This window comes from Cellulomonas sp. C5510 (genome assembly GCF_019797765.1).
GTDB lineage: Bacteria > Actinomycetota > Actinomycetes > Actinomycetales > Cellulomonadaceae > Cellulomonas.
This window is the reverse complement of record NZ_CP081862.1, coordinates 3168282-3187220: the sequence shown is the minus strand read 5'-3', so window position 1 is coordinate 3187220 and position 18939 is coordinate 3168282. Positions and strand designations below refer to the sequence as shown.

The window sequence follows — 18939 nt, the reverse complement described above, 5'->3', positions numbered from 1 at the left end:
CGCGTCGGCGGTCAGTCGCGGAACGTCTCGATCTGGGCGCCGAGCTCGACCAGCCGCTCCTGCAGCTGCTCGTACCCGCGGGCGATGATGTCGACGTTGCGCAGCACGCTCGTGCCCTTGGCGGCGAGCATCGCCAGCAGGATCACCACCGCGGGCCGGAGCGCCGGCGGGCAGGACACCTCGGCGCCGGACCAGTGGGTCGGGCCGGACACCTGCAGCCGGTGCGCGTCGAGCAGCCGCACGTCGGCGCCGAGCCGGGTGAGGTCCGTGAGGTGGATCGCGCGGCCCTCGTAGACCCAGTCGTGCACGAGCGTCGACCCGGTCGCGCATGCCGCGATGACCGCGAAGAACGGCAGGTTGTCGATGTTGAGGCCGGGGAACGGCATCGGGTGGATCTTGTCGAGCGGCGCGCGCAGGTCGCTCGGGTGCACGGTGATGTCCACGAGCCGGGTGCGGCCGTTGTGCGCGGTGTACTCCGGCGACAGCGTGTACCGCAGGCCCATCTCGGACAGCGTCGCGAGCTCGATCTCCATGAACTCGATCGGCACCCGGCCGACGGTGATCTCCGAGCCGGTGACGATGCCGGCGGTCAGCAGGCTCATCGCCTCGACCGGGTCCTCGGACACCGCGTACTCCACGTCCGCGTCGATCTCCGCCTTGCCGTGCACGGTGAGCGTGGTGGTCCCGATGCCGTCGACCCGCACGCCCAGCAGCTCCAGGTAGAAGCACAGGTCCTGGACCATGTAGTTGGGGCTGGCGTTCCGGATGGTCGTGACGCCGTCGCGGCGGGCGGCGGCCATGAGGGCGTTCTCGGTGACGGTGTCGCCGCGCTCGGTGAGCACGATCGACAGGTCGCGGCGGCCGGGGTCGGTGACGCGGGCGTGGTAGCGCCCTGCCGTGGCCGTCACGGACAGCCCGAACGGGCGCAGGGCGATCATGTGCGGCTCGACGGTGCGCGAGCCGAGGTCGCAGCCGCCGGCGTACGGCAGGTGGAACTCGTCGAGCTGGCCGAGCAGCGGGCCGAAGAACATGATGATCGACCGGGTCCGGCGTGCCGCGTCCACGTCGATGGCCTCGAGGTCGAGGTCCTTCGGCACGACGATCTCGAGGTCGTGGCCGTCGTTCGACCAGGTGGCGCGGACGCCGACGGACCGCAGCACGTCGACGATGCGGTCCACCTCGACGATCCGGGCGACGTTGCGCAGGCGCGTGGTGCCGCGGTTGAGCAGCGACGCGCACAGCAGCGCGACGGCGCCGTTCTTGGAGGTGTTGACGTCGAGCCGGCCCTCGAGGCGGACGCCGCCCTGCACGCGCAGGTGGGTGTGCTGGGGGCCGCCGAGGGTCACGATGGGGGCGTCGAGCGCCGCGCCGATGCGCGTGAGCATGTCGAGGCTGAGGTTCTGGGAGCCCTGCTCGATGCGGTGGACGGCGGACTGGCTGGTGCCGAGCAGCTCGGCGAGCTGGGTCTGCGTGAGGCCGCGGTGGCGGCGGGCGGACCGGACGAGCGAGCCCACGTGGGCGAGCTGCTCGGGGAGCGTGGGGGTCACGGGGGAGTTCGGCGCGTTGACGGCGGGGATCGTGCCGGTCGCGGTCTCGGAGGTCGTGGTCACCGAGCGAACGTATCTCATGGATGAGATATCTGCGCGGCGCAGAATGAGGAGATCCTGTGCGCGGGGCGTTCACGGGGTCGTCCCGACCTCACCGGTGAGGTCGGCGCCGCAGGTCAGGCGATCAGCGTGTCCTGGACGGGGTGCCCCGCGAACCGCAGGTCGCGCGCCGGGTCGTGGACGGGCGGGGCCGGCTGCCGGCGCCCGCGGCTGGGCCACGTGTGCTCCGCCCCGGGGCCGGGCAGGCCGCGCTCGTCGCGCCAGGCGTTGAACGCCTCCGCCCACGCCCGGTGCGCGGTCACCTGGTAGTCGTGCAGGGACACGAGGTCGAGGTCACCGAGGTGCGGGAACCGCCCGACGATCCGCTCGAGCACGTCGAGCGTGGCCACCACGTCGACGTCGGCGGTGTGCAGGCTGCCGGTGTCGACCACCTGGTACACGCCGCAGAGGTCGACGAGCTTGCGCTTGCCCCTGCGGTACCGGTCCTCCGCGCGGTCCAGCACCAGCGGGTCGATCACCGGGCGCAGCTCGCCGTCCAGGCGGTCCTCGACCGTGGGCAGGTGGTGGCGGCGCAGCTCGGCCTCCAGCAGGCACAGGTCGAACGACGCGTTGTAGGCGACCACCGGCACGCCGTCGCGGACGGCACCGGCGATGGCGTCCGCGATCTCGTCCAGCGCCGGCCGGGGCGCCCTGCCGTGGGCGCGCGCGTGCTCGGTGCTGATGCCGTGGATCGCGCTCGCGGCCTCCGGGATGGGCACGCCCGGGTCGATCAGCCACGTGCGGACGTGCGTGCCCGTGGCGTCCCTCCGCACCAGCGCCGCGGTGACGATGCGGTCGTGGTCCACGTCGACGCCGGTGGTCTCCGTGTCGAAGCCCAGCAGCGGCCCGTCCGTCCAGGTCATGCGTCGCACTCCTTCCTGCCCTGTCAGCATCGCACCGGCCACCCACGCGGCCGGGGAACCGGCCCCGGCCTGTCGCGGCCCGGACCGGCCGGCCGGCCCGCACCGCCCGGCGAGATGCGGCCGGGCACCGCCGGGGTGAGGGTGGGAGGAGCCCGCGGACAGCGGGGAGCACCCACCGAGAGGAGACGTCATGGCACGCCTGACCGGCCGGACCGTCGCGTTCCTGACCAGCAGCAAGGGGATCGAGGAGCCCGAGCTGACCGCGCCCTGGCAGGCCGTGGTCGACGAGGGCGGCACACCCGTGCTGGTGTCCGCGGAGGCGGGCACGGTGAGCGCCGTCAACAACGACCTCGACCCGGGCGGCGACTACCCGGTGGACCGCACGCTCGACCAGGTGTCGGCGGACGACGTCGACGCCCTCGTCATCCCGGGCGGCACCGTCAACGCCGACACCCTGCGCACGCAGGAGGGCGCGCAGGCGCTCGTGCGCGCGGTCGTCGGTGCGGGCAAGCCCGTCGCGGCGATCTGCCACGGCCCGTGGACGCTGATCGAGGCGGGCGTCGTGGACGGCGTCACGCTGACGTCCTACCCGAGCCTGGCGACCGACCTGCGCAACGCCGGTGCCGACTGGGTCGACCGGGAGGTCGTCGTGTCGCAGAGCGGCGCCAGCACGCTGATCACCTCGCGCAACCCCGACGACCTGCCCGCCTTCTGCGCGGCGGTCGTCGACGCGGTCGCGGGCTGAACCGCGGCCCGGCGCCGGCGGGTCGGCGCCGGGCCCGTCGCACCGGCGTGGGCGTCCCCGGCGACGGGGGCGTCCGCGCCGGTAGCCTGGGCCGGTGAGCAACGAGATCGAGATCGGCCGCGGCAAGCGGGGGCGGCGCGCGTACTCCTTCGACGACATCGCCGTGGTGCCCTCCCGGCGCACCCGGGACCCGGAGGAGGTCTCGGTCGGCTGGCAGATCGACGCCTACCACTTCGACCTGCCGGTGCTGGCGGCGCCGATGGACTCGGTCATGAGCCCGGCCACGGCCGTCGCGCTCGGCCGCGCGGGCGGCCTGGGCGTGCTCGACCTCGAGGGGCTGTGGACCCGCTACGAGGACCCCGAGCCGCTGCTCGCCCGGATCGCCGAGCTCCCGGCCGACGAGGCGACCGCCCGCATGCAGGAGATCTACGCGGCGCCGATCCAGCCGGAGCTCATCCGGCGCCGCATCGGCGAGATCCGCGACGCCGGCGTGACGGTCGCGGGCGCGCTGTCCCCGCAGCGCACGCAGGAGTTCTGGAAGGACGTCGTCGACGCCGGCGTCGACCTGTTCGTCATCCGCGGCACCACGGTGTCGGCCGAGCACGTCTCCGGCCGGGCCGAGCCGCTGAACCTCAAGCGCTTCATCTACGAGCTCGACGTGCCGGTGGTCGTCGGCGGCGCGTCCACGTACACCGCGGCGCTGCACCTCATGCGCACCGGGGCGGCGGGCGTGCTGGTCGGGTTCGGCGGCGGCGCGGCGCACACCACACGCGTCTCGCTCGGCATCCACGCCCCGATGGCCACGGCGGTCGCGGACGTCGCGGCCGCGCGCCGGGACTACCTGGACGAGTCCGGCGGCCGGTACGTGCACGTCATCGCGGACGGCGGGGTGGGCCGGTCGGGCGACCTGGTGAAGGCCGTCGCGTGCGGCGCGGACGCCGTCATGCTCGGGGCCGCGCTCGCCCGGGCGACGGACGCGCCGGGCGGCGGCTGGCACTGGGGCCCGGAGGCGCACCACCCGCACCTGCCGCGCGGGGAGCGCGTGCACGTCGGGCGGGCGGGGACGCTGCAGCAGGTGCTGTTCGGCCCCGGCTCGACCGCGGACGGCTCGCTCAACCTCATCGGGGCGCTCCGCCGGGCCATGGCGACCACCGGGTACTCGGACCTCAAGGAGTTCCAGCGCGTCGAGATCGTCGTCTCGCCGTACCAGCCGCGCTGAGCCCCACGGGAGCGCGGGGCCGCGATGCCCGTTCCTGCCCGGATCTGTGTGGATCTCGCCCCGGGTCGGTTTGTTTGCTTGCGTTTTGGGTCTGACCTGGGCCATGCTGGACCCGCACCGCCGCCGGGCGACACCCGGCGGCCCGGGACCTCGACGGAGCGGACGTGTACGCAACGGAGCGCCAGCAGCAGATCCTCGCCGCCGCGCGGCGGGACGGACGGGTCGACGTCGCGTCGCTGGCCACACGGCTCGACGTGACTCCCGAGACGGTGCGCCGCGACCTGACGGTGCTGGAGCGCCACGGCCTGGTCCGGCGGGTGCACGGCGGTGCCATCCCCGTCGAGCAGCTCGGGTTCGAGCCCGGGCTCGCCCAGCGCGAGGGGCTGCTCGCGGGGGAGAAGGACCGCATCGCGAAGGCCGCCCTCGACGAGCTGCCCGACGGCGGCTCGCTCATCCTCGACGCCGGCACCACCACCGTGCGGCTGGCGGAGCTGCTGCCGGCCGACCGCGAGCTCACCGTCGTGACGCACGCGCTGCCGGTCGCCACCGTGCTCGCCACCCGGCCCGGCGTCACGCTGCACCTGGTCGGCGGGACGGTCCGGGGCCGCACCCTCGCCGCGGTCGGCACCTGGGCGCTGCGCGAGCTCGCCGACATCCGCGCGGACGTGGCGTTCCTCGGCACCAACGGCCTGAGCGTCGAGCACGGCCTCACGACACCCGACCTCGCGGAGGCGGCGGTCAAGCGGGCGCTCGTGCAGGCCGCACGCCGGATCGTCGTGCTCGCCGACCACAGCAAGCTCGGCCGCGAGGACTTCGCGCACGTCGCGCCGCTGGCGGAGGTCGACACGCTGGTGACCGACGCCGGCGTGCAGCCCGAGGTCGCCGACGAGATCGAGGCCGCGGGCCCGCGGGTGGTGCGCGCGTGACCGGCTCGCGGGCGGCCGTGACGCCCCGGGTCGTCACCCTCACACCGAACCCCAGCCTGGACCGGGCGCTCGACCTCGACGTCCTGCTGCCCGGCGAGGTCAACCGGGCGGTCGGCACGCACCAGCACCCCGGCGGCAAGGCGATCAACGTGTCCCGGGCGCTCGCGGTGCACGGCGTCGCGACCTGCGCCGTGTTGCCGTCGGGCGGCGCGGACGGCGCCCAGCTCGTCGCGCTGCTGGCCGCCCAGGGGGTGACCGCCCGTCCCGTGCCGGTGGCGGGCGACACCCGGTCCAACATCACGCTCACGGAGTCGAGCGGTGCGACCACCAAGATCAACGCCCCCGGGCCGGCGCTGTCCGCCGCGGAGGTCGACGCCCTGCTCGCCGCCGTGGAGGCGGAGGTGCTCGCGGGGGCGACGGCGGTCGTCGCCGCCGGCAGCCTGCCCGCGGGGGTCGACGACGCGTTCTTCACCCGGGTCGCCGACCTCGGCGCGCGGCACGGCGTCCCGGTGGTGCTCGACACCTCCGGCGAGCCGTTGGCCGCCGCCGTGCGGCACGGGGGGCTCGCCCTGGTCAAGCCCAACGACGAGGAGCTCGCGGAGCTCGCCGGGCGGGACCTCGTGACGGTCGGGGACGTGCTGGCCGCCGCGGCGACCGTGCGGGCCGCGGGGACCGACGCGGTGCTCGTCAGCCTCGGGGCGCACGGCGCGCTGCTCGTGACCGGCGGCGGTTCCTGGTGGGCCGGCGGAGCGCCGCTGCAGCCCGTCTCCACGGTCGGCGCCGGGGACTCCACGCTCGCCGGGTACCTGGCCGCGCCGGGGGAACCGGCCGAGCGGCTGCGACGTGCCGTGGCCTGGGGGCGCGCCGCCGTCCTGCTGCCCGGCACCGAGGCCCCGTGCCCCGCCGACGTCCGCCCCGACGAGGTCGCCGTCGTCGCCGATCCCGACCCCGCCCTCGCGCTCCAGGAGCTCTGAGGGACCGCCCGGGCCCGCAGCCCCCGACACCCGCACCCGCTCGCCCCCACCTCGACGGAGAGACCATGAGCACGCGCACCGAGTCCGCCACCGCTCCCGCCCCCGGGACGCTCCTGCACGGCGTGGGGGTGGGCCGGCGTGTCGCCGTGGGCCCGGTCGTGCGGGTGCAGCCCGCCCCGGCCGTGCCCGGCGACGCGCCCGTGGTCCGGGACGGTGCACCCGTGCCGGAGGCCGACGTGCCCGACGCGGTCGTCGCGGCGTTCGCGGACGTCGCCGAGGCGCTGCGCGCGCAGGCCGACCGGGCGGGCGGGACCGTCGCCGAGGTGCTGGGCGCGACCGCGATGATGGCCGACGACCCGGCGCTGCGCGATCAGGTGCTCGCGCGCGTGCGCGGCGGCGAGCCGGCCGTCGGGGCCCTCGACGCGGTGGTCGGCCAGTTCGCCGCGATGTTCGAGCAGGCCGGCGGCTACCTCGCGGAGCGCGTGACCGACCTGCGCAGCGTCCGCGACCGCGTCGTCGCCCGCCTGGCCGGCCTGCCCGCCCCTGGCGTCCCCGAGCTGCGTGAACCGTCCGTCGTCGTGGCACGGGACCTGGCGCCGGCCGACACCGCCGCCCTGGACCTCGAGCGGGTGCTCGCGCTCGTCACCGAGGAGGGCGGCCCCACCGGGCACACGGCGATCATCGCGGGGCAGAACGGCATCCCGTGCGTGGTGCGCACCGCCGGTGCCGCGGGCCTGCCCGACGGGGTGGTGGTCGGGGTCGACGCCGCCGCCGGCACCGTCCTCGTGCAGCCCGACGACGACGCGCGCGCGGCGTTCGCGGCCCGCGCGGCGGCGGAGCGCGCGCTGGAGGAGGACACCGCCCCCGGCGCCACCGCCGACGGGCACGGGGTCGCGCTGCTCGCCAACATCGGCACCGCCGAGGACGCGGAGCGGCTGTCCGCGACCGCCGCGGAGGGCGTCGGGCTGTTCCGCACCGAGGTGCTGTTCCTGGGCCGGCAGCAGGCGCCGACGGTCGACGAGCAGGCCGAGGTCTACGCGCGGGTGCTCCGGGCCGTGGGGCCGGGACGCAAGGTCGTCGTGCGGACGCTCGACGCGGGCGCGGACAAGCCGCTGGCCTTCGCGAACCTCACGCCGGAGGAGAACCCGGCCCTCGGCGTCCGGGGCTACCGGCTCGTGCGGTCCGCCCCCGGGCTGCTCGCCGACCAGCTCACCGCGCTCGCGCGGGCGGGCCGCGAGACCGGCACGGACCCCTGGGTGATGGCCCCGATGATCGCGACCGCGGGGGAGGCGCGGGCGTTCGCCGCCGCCGCCCGGGACGCGGGCCTGCGCACGGTCGGGGTCATGGTCGAGGTCCCGGCCGCCGCCCTGCGCGCCGCCGGGGTGCTCGAGGAGGTGGACTTCGTCTCGCTCGGCACCAACGACCTGGCGCAGTACACGATGGCCGCCGACCGGCTGCGCGGCGAGCTCGTGGACCTGCTCGACGCGTGGCAGCCGGCCGTGCTGGAGCTGGTCGCCGCCACGGCGCGGGCGGGCGCCGGGCACGACCGGCCCGTGGGGGTGTGCGGGGAGTCGGCGTCGGACCCGCTCATGGCGCTCGTCCTCGCCGGGCTCGGCGTCACCAGCCTGTCGATGTCCCCGGCTGCGCTGCCCGCCGTGCGGTACGCGCTGCGCCGCCACACCCTCGCGCAGTGCCGGGAGATGGCGGACGCGGCGCTCGCGGCGGCGGACCCCGCGGCGGCGCGGGCGGCGGTCACCGCGCGGGTGACGCCCGAGGCCCGGGCGGCGCTCGGGCTCTGACGCGCCGGCCGCGCGGCGGGGCCCGGCGGCACCAGGGCGTGTCCCGACGTGGCCGGTGCGGCCCGGTGCGGCTCGGTGCGGCCGCGTGCGGCGGGTGCGGCCCGGTGCGGCCCGGCGACGCCCGCGGGGCGCGCGCGTACCCTGGCGCGCATGGTGCCCGACCACGGCGTCCTGGACCCGGAGACCGACCCGCTCGCCACCCTGGTGCTCGAGCCGGACGACCTGCGCGACCTCGCCCGGCGGGTGGTGACGTCGGCGGGCGCGGGCACGGTGACGCACCACGCGCCCTGGACCCGCGCGCCCCTCGCGACGCTGCCCGCGTCCACGCCCGCCGACGTGGCCCGCGCCGCCCGCGCCGCCCGGGCCGCGCAGCGCCGGTGGGCGGCGGTCCCGGCCCGGCGGCGGGCGGGGCTGCTGCTGCGCGTGCACGACCTGCTGCTGTCCCGGCAGAGCGACGTGCTGGACCTGGTGCAGCTGGAGAACGGCAAGGCGCGGGCCGCGGCGTTCGAGGAGGTCGCGGACGTCGCGCTCGTCGCCCGGCACCTGGGCCTGCGGGCGCCGGCGCTGCTCGCGCCCGAGCGGCGGCCGGGGCTCGTCCCGGGGCTGACGTCGGTGCGGGTCCGGCACGACCCGGTCGGGGTGGTCGGCGTCGTCGCACCGTGGAACTACCCGCTCAGCCTGACGCTCGGCGACGTGCTGCCGGCGCTCGCCGCCGGCGACGCCGTGCTGCTGCGTCCGGACCCCCAGACGCCGCTGACGGCGCTGTGGGCGGTGGAGCTGCTCGAGGACGCCGGGATGCCGCCCGGGCTGGTGCAGGTGGTGCTCGGCGACGGGCCGGTCGTGGGCGCCGCCGTCGCCGACCACGTCGACCACCTGGTCTTCACCGGCTCCACGGGCACCGGCCGGGTGGTCGCGGCGCGCGCGGGGGAGCGGCTGGTGCCCACCACGCTGGAGCTCGGCGGCAAGAACGCGCTGTACGTGGCGGACGACGTCGACGTGGAGGCAGCGGCGGAGGGGGCGGTGCGGGCGTGCTTCGGCGGGACGGGCCAGCTCTGCGTGTCGGTGGAGCGGCTGCTGGTGCACGAGGCCGTCGCGGACGCGTTCCTGGCGGCGTTCGTGCGGCGGACGCGCGCCCTGCGCGTCGGCGTGGGGCTGGACTACCGGTCGGACATCGGGTCCCTGACCTCCGCCGAGCAGCTCGCCCGCGTCGTGGAGCACGTCGAGGACGCGCTGTCGGGCGGGGCGCGGGTGCTGGCCGGGGGCCGGCACCGGACGGACCTGGGCCCGTACGTGTACGAGCCGACCGTGCTGGAGGGCGTCGGGGACGCGGCCCGCGCGTTCCGGGAGGAGACGTTCGGGCCGGTCGTGGCGGTGCAGCGGGTGGCGTCGGACGACGAGGCGGTCGCGGCGGCCGACGACTCGGCGTACGCGCTGCACGCGAGCATCTGGACGCGGTCCGCGCGCCGGGGGGAGGCGCTCGCGGCGCGGCTGCGGGCGGGCTCCGTCGCCGTCAACGACGGCTACCAGGCGTCGTGGGGCTCGGTCGCGGCTCCGCAGGGCGGCCGCGGGGACTCCGGCTGGGGCCGGCGGCACGGCCGCGAGGGCCTGCTGGCGCTGACAGCGACGCGCACGGTCGCGGTCCAGCGCGGCGTGCACGGCGTGCGCCTCGCGGGGCGCACCGTCGTGCCGCCGGCGGGTCCGGGACGGGTGCTCTCCGGGCCGCCCGAGCGGTGGACCGCCCAGGTGACGGCGGCGCTGCGTCTCGCGCGACGCCTCCGGCTGCGCTGACGCGGCGGGGTCAGCCGGCGCGCACCGCCTCCGGTGGCGGGGCGGGGGGCGTCGGCAGCGCGGTGGCCGGCTCCGGGTCCTCGGAGAAGTGCACGCGGTTGCGGCCCTGGCGCTTCGCGCGGTACAGCGCCGCGTCGGCGCGGGCGGCCAGGGCGTGGGCGGACTCGCCGGTCGCCGCCATCGCGCCGCCCAGGCTGAGCGTGACGCGCAGCTGCGGCGACAGCTCGTGCCACGGGTAGCCGGCGATGGTGCCGCGGATCCGCTCGCACACCGTCCGGGCCTGCTCGAGCGGCGAGTCGAGCAGCACCAGCGTGAACTCCTCGCCGCCGATCCGGGCCACGACGTCCCCGACCCGGACCGCCCCGGTCATGATCTGGGCGACGCGACGCAGCACCTCGTCGCCGACCGGGTGGGAGTGCTGGTCGTTGACGGACTTGAACAGGTCGATGTCCGCCACGACGTAGGCGACGCCCTCCTCCTGCCCGAGCCGCGCGGCGAGGATCGCGTCGAGGCCGCGGCGGTTGAGCAGCCCGGTCAGCGGGTCGTGAGCGGCGTCGTGCTGCAGGGTCTCGTTCAGCGCCGCGAGCTCCGCGAGCCGCTTGCGGGCCTGGTCCCGCGACCGGCGTACACGCTCCACCTCGAGCTGGGCGTTGACGACGATGCCGCGTCGCTCGGCGGCGGCGTCGCGCTGCAGCATCACGGCCTCGTGGTAGCGGCGGTGGGTCTGCAGCGCCGCGCGCAGGTCGCCGGTGTCCTCGTGCACCTGGACCAGCTCGAGCAGGAGGTCGGCGCGCTCCATCGGGCGCAGCGTCTGCTCGGTCAGCAGCAGGCCGGCGGAGAGCGTGGCGCGGGCCGCGGCGTGGTCCCCGCGCAGCCGCCGGAGACGTCCGTGGGCGGCGTGGTAGCGGATGGTCAGGTACCGGGCGGCGATCTCGGGGAGCACCACCGCGACGTCCTCGAGGGCCCGTTCGGCGGCGGCGAGGTCGCCGCGGGCCATGTGCGCTCGGGCGAGGCGGATCTGCGCCTCGGCGGCCATGCGCGGGTTGCCGTCCTGCGCGGCGAGCATGCCGCGGGTCGCGAGCGAGACGGCGCGGTCGGCCAGCACCCGGGCGCGCGCCGGGTCGGCCGACGCGAGGGCCTCGGACTCGTCGGTGTCGAGCTTGGCCAGGCCGGACAGCGTCGCGCACGTGCCGTCGGGGCGGTCGAGCAGCGGCCAGAGCGTCGCCGCCTCGTCCAGGAGCTCGCGGGCCTTCTCCGGGAACCGGCCCATGGAGATGTACGTGTCCGCGAGGTTGTTCAGCGCGGCGGCGAGGCCCTCGGTGTCGTCGAGCTCGCGGCGGATCGCCAGCGACCGCTCCAGGAACTCCAGGGCCGAGAGGTTGTCGCCGAAGCCGTTGTAGACCGCCGCGAGCCCCTGCAGCACCCGGCCCTCCCAGGAGCGCAGGCCGTGGGACGTCGCCAGCGCGAGGGCGCGCTCCATCGCGGCGAGTGCCAGCGCGTCGTCCCCTACGAGGTGGTGCGCCCAGCCGCCGTTGTACTCGAGCTCGACCTCCACCGGCACGGCGCCCTCCGCCTGCGCCCGGTCCAGCAGGTCGGGCAGGGCGGCGACGCAGAGTGCGGGGGCTGCGTCGCAGAGCCGGTCGATCCGGTCGAGCTCCGAGCGCCAGTCGGGCAGGCCACCCGGCTGCGCCGCTCGGGCAGTCGTCATACCGGAGGTATCGGGTACCCGGACGGGTGCCTGGAGGCATCGATCGGGTGAAGTCCGCACGGCGGACGGATGACGTCCGGAGTGCGGACGGCTTCGTGTCCCGACGCGCGAGGGCCCGGCACCGGACGGATCCGGTGCCGGGCCCTCGCGTCGGCGGGTGCCGTCAGGCGATCGTCGCGACCGCCTGCCGGGCGATCTCGAGCTCCTCGTTGGTGGGGATCACGAGCACGGTGACCTCCGCTCCGTCGGGGGAGATGACCGTCGGCTGCTTCTTGCGGCCCTCGTTGCGCTCCGGGTCGACCTGGATGCCCAGGCGCTCCAGGCCCTGCAGGGCGTTGAGGCGGACGATGTCGTCGTTCTCCCCGATGCCGGCGGTGAACGTGATGACGTCGACGTGGCCGAGCTCGGCGTAGTACTTGCCGACGTAGCCCTTGATGCGGTGGTAGTAGACGTCCAGGGCGGTCTTCACGCGCTCGTCGCCCGCCGCGACCGCGTCGTGCACGTCGCGCATGTCGGTGTAGCCGGACAGGCCGAGCATCCCGGACTTCCGGTTGAGCAGCTCGTCCAGGTCGTCGATGGTGTAGCCGCCGACACGGGCCAGGTGGAACAGCACGGCCGGGTCGATGTCCCCGGACCGCGTGCCCATGACCAGGCCCTCGAGCGGGGTCAGGCCCATCGAGGTGTCGATGCACTCCCCGCCGCGCACGGCCGACGCGGAGGCGCCGTTGCCGAGGTGCAGCACGATCGTGTTGAGCTCGGTGACGTCCTTGCCGAGGAACTCGGCGGTGGCACGGGACACGTACAGGTGCGACGTGCCGTGCGCCCCGTAGCGGCGGATCTTGTAGCGCTCGGCGACCTCCCGGTCGATGGCGTACGTGTACGCGGCCGGGGGCATGGTGCGGTGGAACGCCGTGTCGAAGACGGCCACGTGCGGGACGTTCGGGAACGCGTGCCGCGCCGCCTTGAGGCCCGCCACGTGCGCCGGGTTGTGCAGCGGGGCGAGGGGGGACAGGGCGTCGATCTGCGCGAGCACCTCGTCGTCCACGACGGCGGGGCCGTCGAAGACGTCGCCGCCCTGGACGACGCGGTGGCCGACGGCCGTCAGGTCCTCCTCGCGGAGCTGCGGCCCCTGCTGCTCGAACAGGTCCAGGACGACGCGCATGCCGGTCTCGTGGTCGGGCACCGGCTGCTCGAGCACCGTGGTGCCGGAGGGGCCCTCGTGCTTCACCTTGCCGACGTCGAGGCCGATGCGCTCCACGATCCCGGAGGCGAGGGCCTCGCCGCTGGTGACGTCGACCAGCTGGTACTTGATCGACGAGGAGCCGGAGTTGATGACGAGGACCGTGTTCACTTCGTGCCTTCCGAGGTCGCGCCCATGGCCTGGGCCTGGATCGCCGTGATGGCGACGGTGTTGACGATGTCCTGCACCAGGGCGCCCCGGGACAGGTCGTTCACGGGCTTGCGCAGGCCCTGGAGCACGGGCCCGACCGCGACGGCCCCGGCGGACCGCTGCACGGCCTTGTACGTGTTGTTGCCGGTGTTGAGGTCGGGGAACACGAACACGGTCGCCCGGCCGGCCACGTCGGAGTCGGGCATCTTCGTGCGGGCCACCGAGGCGTCCACCGCGGCGTCGTACTGGATCGGCCCCTCGACGTTGAGGTCGGGGCGGCGCTCGCGGACCAGCTCGGTCGCGGTGCGGACCTTGTCGACGTCGGCGCCCGAGCCGGACATGCCCGTGGAGTACGACAGCATCGCGATCCGCGGCTCGATCCCGAACTGCGCGGCGGTGGCGGCCGACGAGATCGCGATGTCCGCGAGCTGCTCGGCCGTCGGGTCCGGGTTCACGGCGCAGTCGCCGTAGACGAGCACGCGGTCCTCGAGGCACATGAGGAACACCGACGACACCACGGAGGTGCCGGGCACGGTCTTGATGATCTCGAAGGACGGCTTGATGGTGTGGGCCGTGGTGTGGGCGGCTCCGGACACCATGCCGTCCGCGAGGCCGAGCTGCACCATCATCGTGCCGAAGTACGACACCGAGGACACGATCTCCCGGGCGCGCTCCACCGTCATGCCCTTGTGCTTGCGCATCTCGGTGTACTCGGCGGCGAACCGCTCCAGCAGGTCGCCGGACTTCGGGTCGACGACCGTCGCGGCCGCGAGGTTGAGGCCGAGCTCGGTCGCGCGGGTCCGGATCGCGGTCTCGTCGCCGAGGATCGTCAGGTCCGCGACCTCGCGCTGGAGCAGCGTGGAGGCGGCCCGCAGGATGCGGTCGTCGTTGCCCTCGGGGAGCACGATGTGCTTGCGGTCCGACCGGGCCCGGTCGAGCAGCTCGTACTCGAACATCAGCGGCGTCACGACGTCGGGCGCCGGGACCTCGAGGGCCGCGAGCGCCTCCTCGGCGTCGGTGTACTTCTCGAACAGGGCGAGCGCGGTGTCGACCTTGCGCTGCGAGTCCGCGGAGAGGCGGCCGCGGGTGCCGGCTGCCTCGCTCGCCGAGCGGAACGTGCCCAGCTCGGTGCGGATCAGCGGCAGGCGGCTGCCCAGGCCGTCGACCAGGCGGGTGACGATGGCCGGCGGCTCGAACCCGCCGTTGAGGATGATGCCGGACAGCGACGGGAAGCCGTCGGCGGTGTGCGCCATGAGCAGGCCGAGCAGGATGTCCGAGCGGTCGCCGGGGACGATGACGACGACGCCGTCGGACAGGCGCTCCAGCAGGTGCTCGATGGACATCGCGCCGACGAGCACCTCGGTGGCCTCGCGGGACAGCAGCTGCTCGTCGCCGCCGACCAGGCGGCCGCCGACGGACTCCATGAGCTGGCGGACGGTCGGGGCCACGAGGAACGGGTCCTCCGGCAGCGCCCACGCGGTCGCGCGGGTGGCGAGCTCGGCGCGCACGGCGTCGACGTCCTCGGGGCGGCAGCGGTTCGCGACGATCGCGACCACCTGGGCGTGCCCGGCCTCGAGCTCCGCGGCGGCGACCTCGGCGACCTGGCGGACCTCCTCGGGGGTGCGGCCCTGGCCCTTGACGCACAGCAGCACCGGGGCGCCGAGGTTCGCGGCGATCCGGGCGTTGAACCCGAGCTCGGCGGGGCCGGCGATGTCGGTGTAGTCGGTGCCGACGATCACGACGACGTCGCAGGCCCGGGCGACCGCGTGGTACCGCTGGACGATGGTCGCGAGCGCGGCCTCCGGGTCGGCGTGCACGGACTCGTACGTGGTGCCGATGCAGTCCTCGTAGCTGAGGTCCACGCCGTCGTGGGCGAGCAGCAGCTCCAGCACGTAGTCGGGGGTCTCGGTGGACCGGGCGATGGGGCGGAACACGCCGACCCTCTGCACGGTGCGGGTCAGCAGGTCGACGAGGCCGAGTGCCACGGTCGACTTGCCGGTGTCCCCTTCCGGGGACGTGACGTAGATGCTGCGGGCCACGGGTGGGGCTTCTTCCTGGTCGGTGCGGTGTCGCCGGGTGGTGGGATGAATTCTGCCGGACGTCAGGGGCCGGGTGGGCCCGCAGGGCCGGTGACGGTCGCCACGGCGGGCCCTCCCGGGCCCGTGCGGGCCCCCGACGTGTGACCTAGGTCCCGGACGGCCGATGGCCCGCACCGAGGTGGTGCGGGCCATCGGCCGCGAGGGGGGTGCTACTCGTTGTCACCGCCGGTCGCGGCGGTGGCGTTCTGCTGGGGGCCGCCGACCTCGGTGCCGGTCTCGCCCGCGTCGGGCCAGACCCAGTCACGCACCTCCGGCAGGTCCTCGCCGTGCGCCCGCGTGTAGTCGTGGGCCCGGAGCCGGGCGTCCACCATGCGCTGGCGCAGGCCCGCGTACTTCGACCCCAGCGACGGCGTCTGGTCGATGACGTCGATGACCAGGTGGTACCGGTCGAGGTCGTTCAGCATCACCATGTCGAACGGCGTCGTGGTGGTGCCCTCCTCCTTGTACCCCCGCACGTGCAGGTTCTTGTGCCCCTTGCGGCGGTACGTCAGGCGGTGGATCAGCCACGGGTAGCCGTGGTACGCGAACACGATCGGCTTGTCCGTCGTGAACAGCGTGTTGAAGTCGCGGTCCGACAGGCCGTGCGGGTGCTCCCGCTCGTCCTGCAGGCGCATGAGGTCCACGACGTTGACCACCCGCACCTTGAGGTCGGGCAGCTCCTGGCGCAGGATGTGCGCCGCCGCCAGCACCTCCAGGGTCGGCACGTCGCCGGCGCAGCCCAGGACCACGTCCGGGTCCTCGCCCTCGACCTCGGTGCCGGCCCACTCCCAGATGCCCAGGCCGCGGGTGCAGTGCGCGACGGCCTCGTCCATCGTGAGGAAGTTCGGCGCAGGCTGCTTGCCGGACACCACGACGTTGACGTACTGCCGGCTGCGCAGGCAGTGGTCGTACGTCGACAGCAGGGTGTTCGCGTCCGGCGGCAGGTACACCCGGACGATCTCGGCCTTCTTGTTGACCACGTGGTCGATGAAGCCCGGGTCCTGGTGGCTGAACCCGTTGTGGTCCTGGCGCCAGACGTGGCTGGACAGCAGGTAGTTCAGCGACGCGATCGGCCGGCGCCACGGGATGTGGTTGGTGACCTTCAACCACTTCGCGTGCTGGTTGAACATCGAGTCGACGATGTGGATGAAGGCCTCGTAGCTGGTGATCAGGCCGTGCCGGCCCGTCAGCAGGTAGCCCTCGAGCCAGCCCTGGCACTGGTGCTCCGAGAGCATCTCGACCACGCGGCCCATCCGGGCCAGGTGGTCGTCGGCGTCCGTCGGCAGGTACTGGGCGTTCCACTGCTTGTCCGTCACGTCGAACACGGCCTGCAGCCGGTTGGACGCGGTCTCGTCCGGGCCGAAGATCCGGAAGTTGTCCGGGTTCCGCCGGATGACCTCGGTGAGGTACTTGCCGAGCTCGCGGGTGGCCTCGGAGATCGAACCGCCGGGCACCGGCACCTCGACGGCGAAGTCGCGGAAGTCCGGCAGCCGCAGGTCCTTGAGCAGCAGGCCGCCGTTGGCGTGCGGGTTGTCGCTCATCCGCAGCGTCCCGCCGGGCGCCAGGGCCGTGATGTCGGCCTTGACGGAGCCGTCCGCCTCGAACAGCTCCTCCGGCCGGTAGGACTTCAGCCAGTCCTCGAGGACGTGCAGGTGCTCGTCGGTGTCGCGGGCGCTGGCCAGCGGCACCTGGTGCGAGCGCCAGGAGTTCTCGACCTGCTTGCCGTCGATCACCGGCGGGCACGTCCAGCCCTTGGGCGTCTTGAAGATGATCATCGGCCACGCCGGGCGCGAGTCGTCGCCCGCGGCGGCGCGCGCCTTGATCTCGGAGATCTCGTCGAGCACGACGTCCAGCAGCTCCGCGAAGCGGGCGTGCACGGCCGCGTGGTCCTCGCCGTCGAAGCCGCCGACGAACAGGTGCGGCTTGTGGCCGTACCCGCGCATGAGGTCGAGCAGCTCCTCCTCCGGGATGCGCGCGAGGACGGTCGGGTTGGCGATCTTGTACCCGTTGAGGTGCAGGATCGGCAGCACCACGCCGTCCTTGGCCGGGTCGATGAACTTGTTGGAGTGCCAGGACGTCGCGAGCGGGCCGGTCTCGGCCTCGCCGTCGCCCACGACTGCCGCGACCAGCAGGTCGGGGTTGTCGAACGCCGCGCCGTACGCGTGGGACAGGGCGTAGCCCAGCTCGCCGCCCTCGTGGATGGAGCCGGGAGTCTCGGGGGCCACGTGGCTCGGGATGCCGCCGGGGAAGGAGAACTGCCGGAACAGCCGGCGCACGCCCTCCTCGTCGGGGGTGATGTCGGAGTAGACCTCGGAGTACGTGCCGTCGAGGTACGCGCTCGCCACGAGGCCGGGGCCGCCGTGGCCCGGGCCCGTCAGGTACAGCGTCGACTGCTCGCGCTCCGCGATGACGCGGTTCAGGTGCGCGTACAGGAAGTTCAGGCCGGGCGTCGTGCCCCAGTGGCCCAGCAGCCGCGGCTTGACGTGGTCGCGCGTCAGCGGCTCCCGCAGCAGCGGGTTGTCCAGCAGGTAGATCTGGCCCACCGACAGGTAGTTGGCCGTGCGCCACCAGGCGTCGATACGCCGGAGCGTCTCCTCGGAGACCGGCTGGCCGGACCCGGCCCGCCAGGTCTCGAGCGGCGCCGTCGTCGTCGTCATGTCTCTCCCCGTTTCGCAGAACCACGGATGAGCCGTGGGCCCGGACGAGCGCCCCCCGCCGGGCATCCCCCAGCCTTGCGGCGCCGGACGCCGCGAGCCGGGACGTCCGACCTAGCCGGTCGCCCCGTGGCCGTACCTCGGCCCCGACCCATCCAACCCCATCGGGTGACGGGCTGCACCCGCCCCCGCGGGCCGGGGGAGCAGGGGTCCCGGCCCTGGTCCCCCTCCGGTTCCGGGGCCCCGGCCGGGTACCGTGCTGAGGTGCCCGAGACCTCCCGCGCCGAGCGGCGCGCGACCCTGTGGCGGGTCGCGCGCACGCCGCGCATGATCGGCCTGCTCGTGGTCCTGCTGGCCGCGGCGGCCGTCTGCGGGCGGTTGGGTGCGTGGCAGCTCGAGCGCGCCGAGGTGCGCGGTGCCGCCGCCCAGGCCCAGCGGCTCGCGGAGGTCGAGGCGCAGCCGCCCGTGCCCCTCGAGCAGGTGCTGGCGCCGCAGTCGACGTTCGACGGGTCGCTCGTGGGACGCCGGATCGAGGTGACCGGGCGGTACGAGGCCGACGGGCAGCTCCTGGTGACCGACCGCGGGCTGGACGGGCGCACCGGCTCGCTCGTCCTGACACCGCTGCGCGTCGAGTCCGGCGACCCGGACGCCGACGGTGCGGTGCTGCCGGTCGTCCGCGGCTGGGTGCCGGCCGGCGTGCAGGACCCGGGCGCGCCCGAGCTGGCCGTGCCGGAGGGCCGCATGACCGTGACCGGCTACCTGCAGGCGTCCGAGGACTCCGGTGCGCTGCCGGCGGGCGACGGCACGAGCGACAGCGTGTCGTCCGCCGAGCTGCTGGGCGTGTGGGGAGGGCCCATCTGGACGGGGTACGCGGTGCTCACGACCTCCGACCCCGCGCAGCCCCCCGCCGTGGAGCTGCTGCCGCCGCCGACGCGGTCCGGCACCGGGCTGAACCTGCAGAACCTCGGCTACGCGGCGCAGTGGTTCATCTTCGGCGGGTTCGCGGTGGCGCTCTGGGTGCGGCTGCTCAAGGACGAGGTGCTGCGCGAGTCCGGCGAGCTCGGTCCGGCGGACGCCGGGACGGAGCCCGGCCCCGCCCCGCGCGACGTGCCGCCGCCGGGGGCCTGACCGCCGGCGCGTCGCGTCGGC

At 75.0% G+C, this 18939-nt stretch carries 13 protein-coding genes; 7 read left to right on the top strand and 6 right to left on the bottom strand.

Annotation, left to right across the window (positions count from 1 at the left end; all coding sequences use genetic code 11):
* Positions 1–11 precede the first annotated feature (11 nt).
* The gene (locus tag K5O09_RS14620) at positions 12–1547 is read right to left on the bottom strand and encodes a UDP-N-acetylglucosamine 1-carboxyvinyltransferase (protein WP_255596383.1); all 1536 of its coding nucleotides are present in this window, start codon (positions 1545–1547) and stop codon (positions 12–14) included.
* Between the two features lie 176 nt (positions 1548–1723).
* Positions 1724–2509, bottom strand: a complete 786-nt coding sequence (locus K5O09_RS14615) for an exonuclease domain-containing protein (RefSeq protein WP_222170206.1) — start codon at positions 2507–2509, stop codon at positions 1724–1726.
* A gap of 190 nt (positions 2510–2699) precedes the next feature.
* On the opposite strand from K5O09_RS14615, the gene K5O09_RS14610 reads away from it, so the two are divergent.
* The 6 genes from K5O09_RS14610 (at position 2700) to K5O09_RS14585 (ending at position 9960) form a co-directional block, all read left to right on the top strand.
* Positions 2700–3254, top strand: coding sequence for a type 1 glutamine amidotransferase domain-containing protein (locus K5O09_RS14610; protein WP_222170205.1), 555 nt, complete (start codon positions 2700–2702; stop codon positions 3252–3254).
* A gap of 94 nt (positions 3255–3348) precedes the next feature.
* Positions 3349–4473, top strand: coding sequence for a GuaB3 family IMP dehydrogenase-related protein (locus tag K5O09_RS14605; protein WP_222170204.1), 1125 nt, complete (start codon positions 3349–3351; stop codon positions 4471–4473).
* 164 nt (positions 4474–4637) lie between these two features.
* Positions 4638–5399 (top strand): DeoR/GlpR family DNA-binding transcription regulator, encoded by a 762-nt coding sequence (locus K5O09_RS14600; protein WP_222170203.1) that lies wholly within the window; start codon positions 4638–4640, stop codon positions 5397–5399.
* On the top strand, positions 5396–6373 hold the full coding sequence (locus K5O09_RS14595) for a 1-phosphofructokinase family hexose kinase (RefSeq protein WP_255595638.1): 978 nt from the start codon (positions 5396–5398) through the stop codon (positions 6371–6373). The genes K5O09_RS14600 and K5O09_RS14595 overlap by 4 nt, the downstream gene beginning before the upstream one ends.
* Before the next feature lie 65 nt (positions 6374–6438).
* Entirely contained in the window at positions 6439–8172 is a 1734-nt protein-coding gene (gene ptsP, locus K5O09_RS14590; protein ID WP_222170202.1) for a phosphoenolpyruvate--protein phosphotransferase, read from the top strand.
* A gap of 150 nt (positions 8173–8322) precedes the next feature.
* Complete coding sequence (locus K5O09_RS14585) at positions 8323–9960, top strand: succinic semialdehyde dehydrogenase (protein WP_222170201.1); 1638 nt, start codon at positions 8323–8325, stop codon at positions 9958–9960.
* Between the two features lie 10 nt (positions 9961–9970).
* Here K5O09_RS14585 and K5O09_RS14580 read toward each other — a convergent pair whose 3' ends face one another.
* From K5O09_RS14580 to K5O09_RS14565, 4 genes are all read right to left on the bottom strand, one after another.
* Positions 9971–11668, bottom strand: a complete 1698-nt coding sequence (locus K5O09_RS14580) for a diguanylate cyclase (RefSeq protein WP_222170200.1) — start codon at positions 11666–11668, stop codon at positions 9971–9973.
* A 163-nt stretch (positions 11669–11831) separates the two neighbouring features.
* Entirely contained in the window at positions 11832–13019 is a 1188-nt protein-coding gene (locus K5O09_RS14575) for an acetate/propionate family kinase (protein ID WP_222170199.1), read from the bottom strand.
* Positions 13016–15097, bottom strand: a complete 2082-nt coding sequence (pta, locus tag K5O09_RS14570) for a phosphate acetyltransferase (RefSeq protein WP_222170198.1) — start codon at positions 15095–15097, stop codon at positions 13016–13018. Before pta ends, K5O09_RS14575 begins: the two co-directional genes overlap by 4 nt.
* A gap of 209 nt (positions 15098–15306) precedes the next feature.
* Positions 15307–17793, bottom strand: a complete 2487-nt coding sequence (locus K5O09_RS14565) for a phosphoketolase (RefSeq protein ID WP_222170197.1) — start codon at positions 17791–17793, stop codon at positions 15307–15309.
* Positions 17794–18054: 261 nt separating this feature from the next.
* On the opposite strand from K5O09_RS14565, the gene K5O09_RS14560 reads away from it, so the two are divergent.
* Positions 18055–18918 carry an SURF1 family protein gene (locus tag K5O09_RS14560; protein WP_255595633.1) on the top strand — a complete coding sequence of 288 codons (864 nt, stop codon included), beginning with the start codon at positions 18055–18057 and terminating at the stop codon, positions 18916–18918.
* The last annotated feature ends 21 nt before the right edge of the window (positions 18919–18939 follow it).